Source organism: Halomonas sp. AOP25-F1-15, assembly GCF_052378675.1.
Classification (GTDB): domain Bacteria; phylum Pseudomonadota; class Gammaproteobacteria; order Pseudomonadales; family Halomonadaceae; genus Vreelandella; species Vreelandella casei.
The window spans coordinates 271,509-286,281 of sequence record NZ_JBQSXV010000002.1 but is presented as its reverse complement, the minus strand read 5'-3'; the positions used below and the strand labels follow the sequence as shown (position 1 = coordinate 286,281).

At 47.1% G+C, this 14,773-nt stretch carries 14 protein-coding genes; 1 reads left to right on the top strand and 13 read right to left on the bottom strand.

The window, feature by feature from the left end; genetic code table 11:
* Positions 1-46 precede the first annotated feature (46 nt).
* The 13 genes from galE to ACT3TF_RS04625 form a co-directional block, all read right to left on the bottom strand.
* On the bottom strand, positions 47-1,048 hold the full coding sequence (gene galE, locus ACT3TF_RS04685; protein ID WP_192535860.1) for a UDP-glucose 4-epimerase GalE: 1,002 nt from the start codon (positions 1,046-1,048) through the stop codon (positions 47-49).
* 12 nt (positions 1,049-1,060) lie between these two features.
* On the bottom strand, positions 1,061-2,461 hold the full coding sequence (locus ACT3TF_RS04680; RefSeq protein WP_444671671.1) for an undecaprenyl-phosphate glucose phosphotransferase: 1,401 nt from the start codon (positions 2,459-2,461) through the stop codon (positions 1,061-1,063).
* Positions 2,458-3,753 carry an O-antigen ligase family protein gene (locus ACT3TF_RS04675; protein ID WP_193062328.1) on the bottom strand — a complete coding sequence of 432 codons (1,296 nt, stop codon included), beginning with the start codon at positions 3,751-3,753 and terminating at the stop codon, positions 2,458-2,460. The genes ACT3TF_RS04680 and ACT3TF_RS04675 overlap by 4 nt, the downstream gene beginning before the upstream one ends.
* Before the next feature lie 81 nt (positions 3,754-3,834).
* Complete coding sequence (locus ACT3TF_RS04670) at positions 3,835-4,476, bottom strand: glycosyltransferase family 32 protein (RefSeq protein WP_193062326.1); 642 nt, start codon at positions 4,474-4,476, stop codon at positions 3,835-3,837.
* Positions 4,477-4,479: 3 nt separating this feature from the next.
* Positions 4,480-5,157, bottom strand: coding sequence for a WecB/TagA/CpsF family glycosyltransferase (locus ACT3TF_RS04665; protein ID WP_193062324.1), 678 nt, complete (start codon positions 5,155-5,157; stop codon positions 4,480-4,482).
* Between the two features lie 33 nt (positions 5,158-5,190).
* Positions 5,191-6,507, bottom strand: a complete 1,317-nt coding sequence (locus ACT3TF_RS04660) for an oligosaccharide flippase family protein (RefSeq protein WP_444671670.1) — start codon at positions 6,505-6,507, stop codon at positions 5,191-5,193.
* Between the two features lie 268 nt (positions 6,508-6,775).
* A complete protein-coding gene (locus tag ACT3TF_RS04655) occupies positions 6,776-7,795 on the bottom strand; it encodes a porin (protein ID WP_192536127.1) in 1,020 nt (339 codons plus the stop codon).
* A 226-nt stretch (positions 7,796-8,021) separates the two neighbouring features.
* A complete protein-coding gene (locus ACT3TF_RS04650) occupies positions 8,022-9,134 on the bottom strand; it encodes a porin (RefSeq protein ID WP_444671669.1) in 1,113 nt (370 codons plus the stop codon).
* A gap of 264 nt (positions 9,135-9,398) precedes the next feature.
* Positions 9,399-10,262 carry a ProQ/FINO family protein gene (locus ACT3TF_RS04645; protein ID WP_444671668.1) on the bottom strand — a complete coding sequence of 288 codons (864 nt, stop codon included), beginning with the start codon at positions 10,260-10,262 and terminating at the stop codon, positions 9,399-9,401.
* Between the two features lie 20 nt (positions 10,263-10,282).
* Complete coding sequence (locus ACT3TF_RS04640; RefSeq protein WP_444671667.1) at positions 10,283-10,813, bottom strand: dihydrofolate reductase; 531 nt, start codon at positions 10,811-10,813, stop codon at positions 10,283-10,285.
* Positions 10,810-11,628, bottom strand: a complete 819-nt coding sequence (locus ACT3TF_RS04635; protein WP_444671666.1) for a thymidylate synthase — start codon at positions 11,626-11,628, stop codon at positions 10,810-10,812. The genes ACT3TF_RS04640 and ACT3TF_RS04635 overlap by 4 nt, the downstream gene beginning before the upstream one ends.
* Positions 11,629-11,731: 103 nt before the next feature.
* The gene (gene lgt / locus ACT3TF_RS04630) at positions 11,732-12,535 is read right to left on the bottom strand and encodes a prolipoprotein diacylglyceryl transferase (RefSeq protein ID WP_444671665.1); all 804 of its coding nucleotides are present in this window, start codon (positions 12,533-12,535) and stop codon (positions 11,732-11,734) included.
* 98 nt (positions 12,536-12,633) lie between these two features.
* Positions 12,634-13,839 carry a response regulator gene (locus tag ACT3TF_RS04625; protein ID WP_444671664.1) on the bottom strand — a complete coding sequence of 402 codons (1,206 nt, stop codon included), beginning with the start codon at positions 13,837-13,839 and terminating at the stop codon, positions 12,634-12,636.
* Positions 13,840-13,965: 126 nt separating this feature from the next.
* Here ACT3TF_RS04625 and ACT3TF_RS04620 point away from each other — a divergent pair, with 126 nt between their 5' ends.
* Positions 13,966-14,772 carry an NRDE family protein gene (locus tag ACT3TF_RS04620; protein ID WP_444671663.1) on the top strand — a complete coding sequence of 269 codons (807 nt, stop codon included), beginning with the start codon at positions 13,966-13,968 and terminating at the stop codon, positions 14,770-14,772.
* The last annotated feature ends 1 nt before the right edge of the window (position 14,773 follow it).

The following is a 14,773-nucleotide window of genomic DNA, read 5'->3' as shown; positions in this document are numbered from 1 at the left end:
ACGGTACATACCAACAAGCAATCACAGCCAAAACTTAGCTGCCTTGCTATGCCTTATTTGAGAATTGCTGCCAACGCCACGTATCGATCATCATATCCTCGAGCGTTTTAACGGGTCGCCATCCTAAATCACGCTCGACTTTGCTGGCACTAGCCCAAAAAGCTGCTAAATCGCCTTCTCGCCGAGGAGCGTAGCGATGAGGGACTTCAACGCCTGTTGAGGCTACAAAGGCATCCACCATTTGCTTAACCGATATACCGCTTCCCGCGCCGAGGTTGTAACAATGAACGCCTGGGCTATCTAGCACCTTTAAAGCCACTCTATGCCCTATGGCTAAATCGACTACATGTAAATAGTCACGCACACAGGTACCATCATCAGTGGCATAGTCATCACCATAGATTGAGAGTTCCGGCAATGTTCCCGCCGCGACCTGGCTAATATAGGGCATTAAATTATTAGGAGTGCCCTGGGGAAGCTCACCGATATAGCCCGAAGGGTGCGCCCCAATAGGATTGAAATAGCGCAAAAGGCCCACCGACCACTGAGGGTCACTCGCGGAAAGATCTTCCAGCAACTGTTCCACCATGCCCTTGGAGGTGCCATAGGGGCTACTCGAAACGCCCCTTGCCATTGTTTCGATATAAGGTGGCTCAGCATCTACACCATAAACAGTCGCAGAAGAACTAAATAAGAGCCGCTTAACTCCTGCTTTCTGCATAGCGGAACATAAACAAATACTGCCGTAAACATTTACGTCATAGTAAGCTAAAGGGTTTTTAACACTCTCGCCAACTGCTTTTAATCCTGCACAGTGAATCACTGATTCAATAAGGTGATTTTGAAATATAGAATCTAACAGAGAAACATCACGTATATCACCATGATAGAAAAGGACATCGCGCTGCGTGATATTCTTAATGCGACCAATCACAGATTCGTTGCTGTTAGACAGGTCGTCCAAAATCACCACTTCATGACCAGCCTGAAGCAGCTCTACTGCTATGTGCGAACCGATATAACCGGTACCGCCTGTTAATAAAATCATATAACCCGCTCGTCAGTAAGCATTTGAATGCTTAAAGCCTTTGAAAACAGTCATAAAAATAATTCTTACATCAAACCACAGCGACCAGTTATCGATATACCACAGATCATATTCAACTCGACGCTGCATTTTTTCTAGGGTCTCGGTCTCACCTCGCAACCCATTTACTTGCGCCCAGCCTGTGATACCGGGTTTGACTTTATGTCTACGCATATAGGACTCAACAAGCTCCTTATAATATTCATTGTGCGCTAGCGCGTGGGGGCGGGGGCCTACAATAGACATACGACCTTGTAAAACATTATAAAACTGAGGAAGCTCATCTAGAGATGTCCTTCGCAAAAAAGCACCAATCGGCGTTATACGATCATCGCTCTTTCGAGCCTGAGTAACCGACCCGCCCTCCTCTTGATGCACTTTCATAGACCTGAATTTATAGACTTTAAACACCTTACCATTTGAGCCTGTTCTATACTGCTTAAAGAGAACGGGGCCTGGCGAGGTAACTTTTATCATCAAGACAATAAGTAAGCAGATAGGTAAAATCATCAGCGTAATCGCAGCACCGAAAAGAATATCCTCCGTACGCTTGACGACTCGCGCCACACCGTTAATGGGCGAAACGCTCAAGTCAATCGCCAAGTGACCAGCCACTTCGCTGGTACGATGATTAAGCAGCCGCATATCTTTAAAGTCAGGAATTAAGCGAATCTCTTCAGTATGATTCCTTAGCACATAAAAGATATTATGCACCATCTCGCCCATTTCCAATGGTGCGCAGATCCAAACTTCAGAAGCATTAGAAGCACTGATTCGTTCAGCTATTTTTTCAAGCTGCGCCATAGTCGGCATACTATGTAAGCGCTCAACGCCGGCGATGGAATGCCCCTCCCAAGAGGCCGAACGCATTCCTTTAGCAACATGAAGTACATTGCTGCCGGGGCCAATCAAAAAAATGGGACGACGGGCACCACCTCTAATGCGAATTCTACGCAGCCCATACTGCACGAGCGAGCGCGCACCAGCCGCCAATAAGAAAGAAAGAACGAGCGTGAGCCCTACCCACAACCTTGAATAGCGGTCAGCCGCATGTGCAAAATAAATCAGAGAAGCGGAAATAACACCGACCACTAACCAAACCATTAACAATTTGCTAACAATGTGAAACGTAGACGATACACGCCATCTTTTATAGCTACCGGTCGAGCTATTGATCACGACAATCATCAACGATATGCAGGCGAGTGCTAATACATATCGCTCGTGCAGCTCAAAGGTGCCAAATCTTGAAACGTAAGCAACTGAGCCTGATAGGATAACGATAAGGATATCCAGGATAGGGAAAATTATTTGGGGAGGATATCGCTCTGAAAAAATGATCCCCTTTTTGACGTAACTCTTCTTAAAAGTCATTTTCGCGCTACTCCGCTTATATATAACTTTTTAGCATAGGCAAATGGTTGGATCGTAATTACTCCTTTCGCATGCAAGGGCGCGGAACGCAGAAGAAGAAAAGCAACAGAGTATACGAAAAGGAAATTAACAATATTAGTGGATTTCGTCGTATAAGACTCTGTCAGGTTCGAAAACAAGAAAAGCATGATAAACGTAAACGCAGTGGCATACTCTGCAAAGCTCAACTTAGAGCCGAATAAACTTTTTATTACGAGAATGAAAATAGACAAATATAGGGCAATACCAATACCCCCACCCTGAACCAATACATCTATATAACCGTTATGACTATCCTCAGGATAAAAATCGCCCATGCCTTCCATAGGTCCGATCAAAGAAAATCTTTCAAAAGTCCAGAAATTGTCAAGCCCATAACCAAACCAGAAATGCACGCCCTTGGCATGCTCTATTACAAAATCCCAAATCGTCAGGCGACCAGTTAGAGAAAAGAAATTTCCAAAAATACTTACACCATCCTCATTGGTATATAAATCGACAACCTCCATGTTGGAAACAACCAAATAAAAGCATAACAGCATCTCTAAAAAGAGAAGCATTACAAAAACTTTTTTATGAACAAAATTATCGTTGAGAACATAATAGACGAGATAGAATAAAATCGACAGCAGCGCCACAAGCACACCTGTTGCCAAGCCTGTGCGAGAACCAGCATTAATAGCCACCATAACAGCCGATATCAACACTAATCCAGTATAGATTCGAACGCTTTTATCTTTACTGCATAGCATGAGCAGTATTGACGACGCAATTAACAAAGAGGAAAGCCGACCCAAGGCATTTTTCTGATCAAAAATACCTTTCCAATCACCCCTAAACTTACCTAGCTCCAAGCCTATCCCTGGAAAAAATGACGAAACAACGATGTTAGCAATAAGCAACAAGAACAGCGCAATAACTAGTGTTTCAACAAATTCAATTACAGTAAGCTTATTAGCTATAAAACAAGCCATCATTACGACAAGAGTAAAAACCACCACCTTTACGACACTGCCGCCCCCGCCACCAAAGAAGAGATTTACTAAATAAATATATAAGAAAAAAGCAGGAAAAAGCAGCATTCCAATATGAAAGCTAATGCCACTAAAGAAAACACATATTGCAAAAAACAACAGAATTACTAACATGGCCGAGTATAGCTGGATAGAGCTTAGCACTCTATCATCCAAATTACCTCCGCTTAGAAAAAACCAACATCCTAAAAAAATTAGGATAACATTGAAAGCTTTCATCTCAACCTTCCTGGGTTAGCCACGATTTACAGTTCCAGCGCAATAGACGATTATTTATCAACAATTGTTATTCAACAGCAATTACTTCAACAGTCTTCTTTTTAATTTCTCGATGAAGCCCATCTCCCACCCTTTCCCCCAATGATGAATTAGATAAGTTTCCTCCTCTATATAAGAGTACATTAACTGTTTTCTATCGTGCGACTTAGCATAAGGGTTATACGGATAAAAATACTGCCATGGCAGCTGGTTAATTCCTTCTGCATTTTTCTTGACACACGTATTTGCTACTTCTGGCGCTATTAGAAAGGGTTTATTATCGTTATGACGCTGCTCTATCAATTCGATAGCATTATTAAAAAAATGATGCCCTGCAATACCGCCTACAACAGCAGTATTAAGCCTATCTTTGTCTTCATAACCCAAAAAGCATTGATTATCGAGCAGGGGCTCGAGTGACTTCACCACCTCCATATCGACATCTAGATAGATACCACCATGGTCTCGCAATACAATCATGCGTACGTAATCAGATAAGAAAGCCCATCGCTTCTTATCAATACAGTATTTAATATATGTATTATTTGTATCAATATTTTGCTCATTCCATTCAATCACTTCAAAGTCCGGCATATGTACTCGCCAGCTTTTCAGACACTCTTTGTATAGGAAAGTCATTTCATTCCCACCAAACCAACAAAAATGTATTTTTTTAGGAATCATAACTCACCGAATTTTGTTACCAAATTTAATTAAATAATATGGATAGTCTTTAAAATACCGTTTTGACAACCGACGGGGCTCCTTAAATATTCTGTAAAGCCACCTTAAGTGCAGCTTATTCACAAGTTCCGGGTAATAATCCAGCCCCTTCGCTTCTACAAGTTGATCTAAGTAACCGCCACACGTAAAGCCAGTACCTTTCCAGCCACTCTCCCTCATATCAAGAAGCACCCGTTCCTGCTTACCAGCCCCCATACCAACAATTAGGATATCAGTAGAATTTGATTGCTTAAGAAATAATTTATATTCATCGTCGCTATTAAAATAACCTGATCGAGCTAGCACTACCTGCAAACCTGGATACTTGATTTCTAAAAGCATTTTGGCTTTCTGGATATTATCTTCAGTGCCACCCACTAATGTTACCGTGGAGTTCTGCTGCAACGCATGATTGAACACAACAGGAGCAAGTGACGTATCATCAAAGCTAGTGCGCGTTATTTTTTTATTTTTGAAGAGACGCGCATAAATAACAATTGCGATTCCATCCGCGTAAAACTTTATCTTTGCGCACTCTTCGCTACTCAACTCCTGAGCAACCACTCCCAAAGAAAAAGGATTGATAAAACTACAATCAACCCCCTTCTCTTGTTGAAACTCCCTTTCTAACTTAACCATCATTCTTCACCGCATGTATTTTAGAAACTAAAGATGTTAACTATTAAACTTAACAGCCTCTCTCCAGTCGATGACTAAAAAGCCGAATTTCTTATTGACAACATACAATGCCACCACATTTTGTATCAACAAGCATAGTAGTAATGAAAGCGCAGCACCATTAGCATTATACATGGGAATGAGCAACAGCGATGCTAGCCCGCCAATCACTACAGACCAAATGAGAATATTCCTTGCGGATTTTTGTTCACCCGCCATTAGCAGCAGTAATATGATAGACCCGGTCATAACATTTATCAATTGAGCAACCACCAAGATCCTTAGTACGCTACTTGCACCGCTGTAATCCGATCCAAATAGCCCCAGCACGGCTTCTGGCCACACAAGAAATACTGCCGCAGGTATGAATGCGGCACACGTCATTTGAAAAGCACTTTTCTGAGCTAACTCTCTTAGATTTTTTTGATCATTCTCATGCTGCAGTCTGGCAAATCTTGGCCCAAGAATACTATCGTAGACCGTTAAAATGAAACCAATAATCATTGCCAGCCTCAGCCCTAGGCTAAATATCGCAACATCGCGTTCATCGTGAAAAAAGCCTAGTACGATTCCAGCTCCCCACTGTGTATAGTAAAAAATGATGCCTACAAGTAAAAAATCGGGGAGACTTTTGTAAAAGCCTCTTGAAAAGCTCACTTTTTCTAGCGATACGAAGCGGCAGTCCTTGTATATTTTCAACACATACCATACAGCCAATAGTAAATAAAAAAACAAGATATACCCTAACGCCAAAACAAGCTCAAGAGCACTAAACTCATAATCAAATAGACTACCGAGCACTACCAGAATACTCAATATAATTGAGATACAACCTATCTCAAAAAAACATGAAACATTTGCTCTTCCCCAACCCTTCATAAGAAAATTACATAAATAAATAACGCTATAAAGCGGAGATATAACAGCCGTTACTTTCAAACTATCAACGCCATTCTCAACTGAAGAGAATAGCATTTGAGCAATTGCAGGGGCAAAAAACCATAGTAAAACTGAAAACAGGCAGCCTACCAAGATATTAACGTACATTGAGCGCTGGTAAATCCATTTCACCTCTTTTTTATTACTATTAGAGGTTGCTATGCCCATAAACTTAAGGGTAGCTCTATCTGTCCCGAGGCTGGTAAACACTTGAACGCCGATCATCACAGACAGACATAGCATAAAGGCGCCAAACGCTTGAACGGTTACAAATGTAGCCAAGACATAGGAGAGTAAAAAAGTCCCTCCAGCCGCGATCCCCCTGGCAGAAAAGGTAGTTAGCAGCTGGCTTTTCATGACTTTCTTGACAAGCATTCTACATTTCTCTTCTGGATTTAAAAAACTAAGTATAATATATTTCGGGGATTGCTTTAGGGCTGAATCATACCTGTTTGTTTAGAAGCATGTAACACGTAGCGTCTCATTGCGCCACTTATTCCATTTTTCGAGCAATGTAGGCGTATCTATTACGTGCTGTATCAAGGTGGATACAACAAAAAAGCTCTCGCTGTAACGGCGAGAGCTTTTATTAAACAGGCTATCTCATTGATCTACATATTATATACGAACATCTCATTTACACTCAGAAAAGATACCGCGCACCTGTCAGCCAATACGTTCTATTAGGCAGGCTTTGGTTCCGTATACTAGGTGCATCGCTATCGGCTAGCTCTACAAACACATCAAACGCGTCAGACACCTTATAGTACGCGCCTGCTGCCCAGGCATTGCTTTCTTCGCCTTTATCCCGCTCTACGTTGTAGTAATCTGCGACAAATGCCCAAGGACCCACGGTATAGGTGGCGCCAACGCCAGCAGTGTCGAACCCTCCCCCATAGAGGTCGCTATCTGCTTGCGTTTCCAACCCAAGGCGTGTGGATAACTGATCAGATATGTCATAGGACCCTATCAAGCCATAGAGCATTTCGCCATTGCCGCCGCCACGTACCACGTTTTCTACTGCGCCCAGCCCGACCTTCAGCGAACCATGCTGATAGCGGACACCGCCTTGCGTGGCGACAACCTCGCCCTCTCTACTCTGCTCGTCAACCGTCAATCCTCGCTCACTGTAGTGCTTGAACTGCACAAAGGTAGTGAAACCATTTAGCGCTGGGGTGTAATAACCGATGGAATCGCCACGCGACTGTATACCCGAAGAGTTGAACAGCAGCCCACGGTCTAGGTAAACATCAAATGGCAATGAAACAAACTGAGCGTAAAAGCTATCAAAGTTGCCTGCTTGAAATGTTCCATAGCGTTTGCTTGCCAAGCCAATATAGCTCTGACGAGTTTCATCAAAGCCATTATTTGCATCATCTTCATTGCCCTTGAAACGCCACTCTAAACGACCAAACGCGGTTAGATCAGATGTGACTTCATGGCTCATTCTAAAGCCTAGGCGTGAGTAAATATCGACAAACTCAACGCCATCATTCACTGCGTTACCGGCACTATCAAACTCGGGACCGCCACCCGCGACCCCCATGGCGATGCGGCCGTAGACATCTAGCTGAGTACCATCTTGATTATAAAGCGTGGTGGCGTGGGCAACAGAGCCCCAAAAACTGCCACTAACAGCTGCGGCTAGCATCACTTTTTTCATTATCACCATCCCTTACTTTCTTTTTATACGCATATGCGCAAAATGCTTACCTATGAATAACAATGTTATATCATAACTCAAAATTAGGGAAGATATTGATGCTTTTTAATATCACTAACATCTACTTTACAGCCTTTCATATATACAAAAAAACCGGCCTCATAAGAGGCCGGTTCTATTGGTTCTGCTAGGCAGCTACCCTTAAAGCAAGGTGGTTAAACCAAGCTTAGAAGTGGTAACGAGCGCCTGTCAGCCAGTATACGTCGTCAGTCAGGTCGCCAACTACGTCGCCCAGATTGGTGTCGCTGTTGATGCGGTTAGATGCATCAGCATCGGCGACTTCTAGGAATACGTCGAAGCTGCTAGAAACGTTGTAGTAGCTGCCCAGTGCCCAGGATTTGCTGGTTTCTTCACCGTCACGCTCAACGTTGTAGAAATCACCAGTGAATGCCCAAGGACCGGTGGTGAAAGTACCACCTAGGCCAACCTTGTCATAGCCATTTTCGTCGCTAGCGCCACGAAGATCGTAACCGCTGTTGTTGTCACGCGTTTCATAACCAAGACGCGCAGAGAACTGGTCAGTGAAATCGTAAGAACCGATCAGGCCGTAAAGCATTTCGCCGTTACCGCCGCCACGCTTCACATCTTCAACAAAGCCTAGACCAACAGTCACAGGGCCCTGTGCGTAGCGAACACCACCTTGTGGTGCTACAACACTGCCTTCATTAGAAACTTCACCAAATTCTCTGCCCCTATCTTGCCCATCTTCAAGCAGTCCGCGCTCACTGTAGTGTTTCAACTGCAAGAAGGCAGTGAAACCGCTCAGGTCAGGCGTGTAGTAACCGATAGAGTCGCCACGTGACTGTTTCGGATGACCAGCAAATTCTAGGCCACGATCGATGTAAACATCGAACGGCAGAGAAACAAACTGATTGTAGAAGCTGTCAAAGTTACCCGCTTGGAAAGTACCGAACTGGTCACTTTGCAAACCTAGGTACGCTTGACGAGTTTCCGAGAATGCATCGAAGTTGTTACCGTTGCGGTTACCAGACTCATCAGCACGGAAACGCCACTCAAGACGACCGAAAGCAGTCAGGTCACGAGAAACTTCGTGGCTCATGCGCAGACCAAGACGAGAGAAAACGTCTACGAACTCAGCGCCGTCATCAATACGGTTGCCAGCACTATTGAATTCAGGGCCGCCACCAGCGATACCCATGGCGATACGGCCATAGATATCCAGCTTAGTACCGTCTTGGTCGTATACAGTTGCTGCTTGTGCTGCAGCAGAGGCACCCAAGGCACCAACGATAGCAGTCGCTAAAAGTGTTTTTTTCATGATGTAAGTTCCTTAACTCGTATACTGTTTCGATCGTTGCTGCTCGGCTCTTAATAAGCCGGCAGGTGGCTTTTGCGGGCCATGCTCTTTTCCCATCCGCCGGTTTTTCCCGGAGGTATGCGGCATGTCCTCAACTAAGCCTTGTTATAGTCCAATGCTCGCAGGACAAACTCTATACCGGGATTCCTATGAACGCAATAGAAAAAAACAGTGTTTCTTTACTATTTGCACTTTTTAATGGAACCCCTGCACCTTCATCCGGTCTCAGCCGCCCTTGAACTTCTGCTGTAGACCTAACAATTTGTCTTCCATGCTAAGCGAGCTGCGGGACTCATTTTTTTCCATATCAGGCTGCTTAGCCACATTCTGGTGGCTTTCTTCAGCTGCCGGAGAGGACTTTTTAGCTTGAGCTTGTTTTTGTGGCTTACTTACTTTCGACGCACCATTTTTCGCCCTACTATCTTTCGACTTACCATCTTGCGATTTAACATCATGCGGCTCACCGCGTTTTTCTGATGCATGCAATGCCGCTTGTTTATCCACATTTCCCGCAGGTTGCCCATCTAAATCAACCCGTTCAGCGCCAGCTCGGACTGCTTTGATATAGCGCGGCAGATTAACATAGTTAGCCAGGGCACGGCGTACAAGCTTGCTCGGCCATGCTTCCCGTTCAGCTAAATCTTGATGAATACCCACTTTCAGCGGCTTAGTATGGCCTTTGAAGAACGCTTTCGGGTAGCGCTCATACCATTCATTAAGTAGCGCGTGTGGGGACGGTGCCTGCGGTGTTACGGCAGCAGGCTGAAGTGACAATGATTCATTTTTTTGCGCTTCATCTAAGCCCGCACTGCTTACCCGCTCTTCAGACGGATCATTTGATGACGCTTCAGCGGGATTTTCAACTTCTTCAGTTTCTTCAATTATCGCACTGGCTTCAGTGGCAGCGACTGCTTCGGCTGCAGGAGAGTTCTGGGACGTTGCCGCACTTGGCTCGCCCTGCGGTAGCACATTGTTGCCTACTAACTGCTTTAAGCGCTGATTTTCCTCACGCAGGGCCTGTAGCTCAGCTTGGGTGCTCTCAAGACGCTGTTCTAAATCATCTAGCATAGTTATTAAGCTGGCGGCCATAGCCTTCTCCTTTGACCTTATCAGTCGGCAGTGCGCTCGTAGACGACGAAATCGTAATTTGGTTGCCCTTCCGCTGGCTGCCCCGCTACGCGCTGCACTTCGCGCCACACCCGGCCATCAATTTCCGGAAATGTGGCATCACCCTCTACGTCACAATCCACTTCTGTTATATAGAGCCTCTGAGCAAAGGGTAACGCCTGGCGATAAATCTCGCCGCCCCCCATCACCATAATCTCTTCTGCTGCCTCAATGGTGGCATGCTGGTCGGCTAGTGCAAGTGCTGCTGGAAGATCATGACAAACACGCACGCCTTCGTGAACAAACTCAGCATTACGTGTTACCACAACATTGAGCCGATTCGGCAGCGCTTTGCCAATCGATGTAAACGTTTTGCGTCCCATCACCAACGGCTTTGCCTGTGTCATACGTTTGAAGAATTTTAAATCTTCAGGCAAATACCATGGCAGTTTCCCCTCTACGCCAATGACCCTATTTCGCGCCATAGCGACAATCATAGCCACCGGCACTAATGGGTCGACGTTATTGCTCATACCGCCACCTTCGCTTTGATGTGAGGGTGCGCCTCGTATGCGTCAATTTGGATATCTTCAAACCGGAACGCAAACAAGTCGTTTATCTCTGGATTAAGCACCAGCTGCGGCGCTGCCTTCGGCGTGCGGGCCAGCTGTTCTTGTGCCTGCTCCATATGATTACTGTACAGGTGAGCGTCGCCCAGCGTATGAACAAACTCCCCAGGCTGAAGGCCAGCCACCTGAGCCACCATCGTTAGCAGCAGCGCATAGCTGGCGATATTGAACGGAACACCTAAGAAAATATCGGCGCTACGCTGATAGAGCTGGCACGACAGTTTTCCGTTAGCCACATAAAATTGGAAAAGACAGTGGCACGGCGGCAGCTGCATTTCATCTACCTGAGCAGGGTTCCAGGCAGACACAATCAACCTGCGCGACTGAGGCGTCGTGCGGATTTGTTCCAGCACCTTAGCGATTTGGTCAACGCTACCGCCCTTAGGGTCAGGCCAGCTACGCCATTGATAGCCGTAAACGGGGCCCAGATCACCGTTTTCATCTGCCCAGTCGTCCCATATCCGCACGCCGTGATCTTTTAGATAAGCGATATTAGTGTCACCTTTCAAGAACCACAGCAGCTCATGGATAATAGAGCGCAGGTGCAGCTTTTTAGTCGTCAGCAGCGGAAAGCCACGCGACAAATCAAAGCGCATCTGATGGCCAAACACGGAGCGAGTGCCCACGCCGGTGCGGTCATGGCGGTCAACGCCATGCTCTAAAACGGTCTGCATCAAGTCTAAATAGGGTTGCTCTAGCGCGGGCGTTGTAGCAGTCACAGAATTTCCAAATTAACAGGCGATGTAGCGGTTCATTTTAGGCGGAGAGGTCATAGGGGGCAATGTGTAGATCGCCCCCCGCCTGCACTCAACCTGCCAATACTTATCCATTGGTACTTTGTAGTTGAACATCAACTGGTTGAGAGCGTGACCAGGCGATAATTAATAGGCCTAACGCCATCATCGGCAGCGTTAACAGCATGCCCATCGTGACCCAATCGAAAGCAACAAACCCAATATGGGCATCCGGCAGGCGAACAAACTCGACCATAAAGCGGAAAACGCCGTAGCAGACTAAGAACATGCCTGAGATAAATCCGCGTGCGGTTGGCTTGGCAGAAACCCACCACAAAATGGCGAAGAGCACCGCTCCTTCCAGTAGCGCCTCATAAAGCGCAGAGGGGTGACGCGGTTCAGGCCCCATACCTGGAAATGGCATGCCCCAGGGCAGCGACGTTAAACGCCCAGGCAGCTCATGATTAATAAAATTACCGATACGCCCCGCACCTAAACCAATCGGCACTAGCGGCGCGATAAAGTCTGTCAGCGTTAGAAATGCCATTTTTTTTCGTCTTGCGAATATCCAGGCCGCGAGCAATACGCCGAGCAGCCCGCCGTGAAAACTCATCCCGCCATCCCACACGCGGAAAATCCACAGAAGATCGGCTGACCACTGCCCCAATCCATAAAATAACGCGTAGCCCAAACGTCCACCCGCGACGACACCTATCGCACAATAGAAAAGCAAGTCGCCGATATCATCATTATTGAGACCTAAGCGTGATGCGCGCCGGCAGCCAAGCCACCAGGCCGCTACAAAACCTACTACATACATCAAGCCATACCAATGGACTTGCAGTGGGCCCAAGGAGATAGCCACTGGGTCAATCGTCGGGTAGTTAATCATTTACACTCTCTAAGCTGACTAAAAGGATCAATTATTGAGGGCCGTTCATATACCAGACAGGGCAGCACGGCTACCCCAGTGAAACCGGCAGCCAGAGCTCATGTAGAAGCATCCACTTTTATCGTGCCAGGAAGCCAGTGCACGATCATATTGAGCAGTGTTTCTGGCTGGTACGGCTTGGCTAGCAGGTCATCCATACCGGCTGCTAGGCAGGCTTCGCGCCCTGCATTGTCGGCATTAGCCGTTAGCGCTACCAGCACACTTCTACCGTACTCATGTGTACGCTCATAATCGCGCCAGAGCTGGCTCGTTTCGAGCCCATCTAGCGTAGGCATAAAAATATCCATAAATACTAAATCAAACATAGTGCTTTGCTGGCGCTCAAGCGCCTCTTCCCCACTGCTTACGCCTTCCACCTGCAACCCTTGGGCCTCCAGCATTTGACTCGCCAACATCAAATTAACCGGCCCATCATCGACAACTAGCACGCGCAAATGTCGCTGCGGCGCATCAGTATCAAGCATAGGCTGACTACCCTGCTGGCCACTTTTATCGTTGTCAGCATTTTGAAGCGCCAGACTAGCGAGCAGTGACCGAATATCTGAAAGGCGCTCACCCACATCAAACACCCACTGTCGGCAGCCATTCGTCAAATCCTGCTCAGCGGTCGTATTCAGATACTCGAATAGCTTATCAGTCTCATTTTGCAGCAGCGCTAAGTAGCCAGACTTTAACCGCGATTCTTCGCGCGCCCGCTCACGTCCTGCCATTAGATGCTTCAACTGGCGCTGCTGATGCTGAATATCGTCCAATAGCGACTGCTCATGCTCTTGCTGTGTCTGTTGCGCGGCGGCACTGGCGGTTTGTGAGCAGACAATACAGGGTTCAATCTCGGCTAATACCACATTAACGCTGGCCAAGCGCTGAAGCGGGAGTTGAGACTCGTCGGCAGCCTTAAGTGGCGCGCGCCGATGTTCTGGCAGCGAACGTGACGCCGTGGCTAATAGCGCCTGACTGTGCCGCTCAAGTTCAGCAAGCTCTTGCATAAAGCGGCTATCTTTACGCCGTGCACGGGTTTTAATCAGCATCAGGAAAGCACCGACATTCAAACTACTGCCGATCAGCATTGCCAATGCCAGCCAGAGCATAGTGCTCCATGACACGTAGCTTGGCGACATCCACCACACCATCGACGCCACGGCGAGGCACAGGAATATTAGCGCTGCTTGTAAAAACAACAGTGGCCAAAGGAACGGCCATATAATGGCTTCCCAAAAATGCTCCCTTTGATAGCGTTGCGTCATCTCGCCTTCCTGATGGCCATACGGCCTGTGATAATGATACCGGCCTAAGTGTACGTCTACACTTCGTTACTGTCATGCAGGCCGTTGACTGAACGCTTTTTACTTTCTGATCTGTGAGTTTACGCTATGTGCTTAATTACGTTCGCCTGGCAACCCAGCACCTCCATGCCGTTACGTCTCATCGGCAATCGCGATGAGCTCCACGCGCGACCCACCGCACCGCTTGGCTACTGGGAAGCAAGCGCTGACGTTGCAGGCGGGCGCGATTTAGAGGCTGGCGGCTCGTGGCTGGCGGCCAAGCGAGGCGGTGTCGTGGCCGCACTGACCAATGTCCGCGACCCTCAGCTCGTCGTACCGCCCGGCGCACCAAGTAGAGGTGAGTTAGTAGCGGATGCCCTGAAATGTAATGATATTGACGAGTGGCTAACAGCGCTCAGCCAAGGCGATGCTTTACGCTATGCGGGATTTAATTTGCTCGTAGCAACACCGCAGCGCCTTTGGCTCCTGCATCGTAGCCAAGAGCACCTTACGCTCAATGAAGTGCCCCCTGGCGTGCACGGCTTATCCAACGCCAACCTTAACTCACCGTGGCCTAAGCTATTGCATGTACGCAGCGCACTTGAAAGCGCACTTGAAAACGCATTTGAAAATGCACTTGAAAACGGTTCCTCTGAAGATTGGCCCATCGCCGTTCAACAAGCGATGCAAAATCCGCAGGAAGCCACTAACGAAGAACTGCCCGATACGGGGATAGGCCTTGCACTAGAACGCCAACTCTCCGCGGCGTTTATTGTTGGCGAGCGCTACGGCACACGCGCCACATCGTGGCTCACGCTTGATGCCCAAGGCAATATCGACATCACTGAGCAGCGCTTTGGGCCGCTGGGGCGCAATGAAGGTAAAACCTCCCTAGCACTACGCAGCAGCGTGTGAT

Bases quoted from the DNA above. Each gene is read 5' to 3' on its own strand.
- ACT3TF_RS04660 (WP_444671670.1), bottom strand. From the start codon at position 6,507: ATGCTTGTCAAGAAAGTCATGAAAAGCCAGCTGCTAACTACCTTTTCT.
- ACT3TF_RS04680 (WP_444671671.1), bottom strand. From the start codon at position 2,461: ATGACTTTTAAGAAGAGTTACGTCAAAAAGGGGATCATTTTTTCAGAG.
- ACT3TF_RS04670 (WP_193062326.1), bottom strand. From the start codon at position 4,476: ATGATTCCTAAAAAAATACATTTTTGTTGGTTTGGTGGGAATGAAATG.
- ACT3TF_RS04620 (WP_444671663.1), top strand. From the start codon at position 13,966: ATGTGCTTAATTACGTTCGCCTGGCAACCCAGCACCTCCATGCCGTTA.
- ACT3TF_RS04625 (WP_444671664.1), bottom strand. From the start codon at position 13,839: ATGACGCAACGCTATCAAAGGGAGCATTTTTGGGAAGCCATTATATGG.
- ACT3TF_RS04650 (WP_444671669.1), bottom strand. From the start codon at position 9,134: ATGAAAAAAACACTTTTAGCGACTGCTATCGTTGGTGCCTTGGGTGCC.
- ACT3TF_RS04640 (WP_444671667.1), bottom strand. From the start codon at position 10,813: ATGAGCAATAACGTCGACCCATTAGTGCCGGTGGCTATGATTGTCGCT.
- ACT3TF_RS04665 (WP_193062324.1), bottom strand. From the start codon at position 5,157: ATGATGGTTAAGTTAGAAAGGGAGTTTCAACAAGAGAAGGGGGTTGAT.
- ACT3TF_RS04675 (WP_193062328.1), bottom strand. From the start codon at position 3,753: ATGAAAGCTTTCAATGTTATCCTAATTTTTTTAGGATGTTGGTTTTTT.
- ACT3TF_RS04655 (WP_192536127.1), bottom strand. From the start codon at position 7,795: ATGAAAAAAGTGATGCTAGCCGCAGCTGTTAGTGGCAGTTTTTGGGGC.
- lgt (WP_444671665.1), bottom strand. From the start codon at position 12,535: ATGATTAACTACCCGACGATTGACCCAGTGGCTATCTCCTTGGGCCCA.
- ACT3TF_RS04645 (WP_444671668.1), bottom strand. From the start codon at position 10,262: ATGGCCGCCAGCTTAATAACTATGCTAGATGATTTAGAACAGCGTCTT.
- galE (WP_192535860.1), bottom strand. From the start codon at position 1,048: ATGATTTTATTAACAGGCGGTACCGGTTATATCGGTTCGCACATAGCA.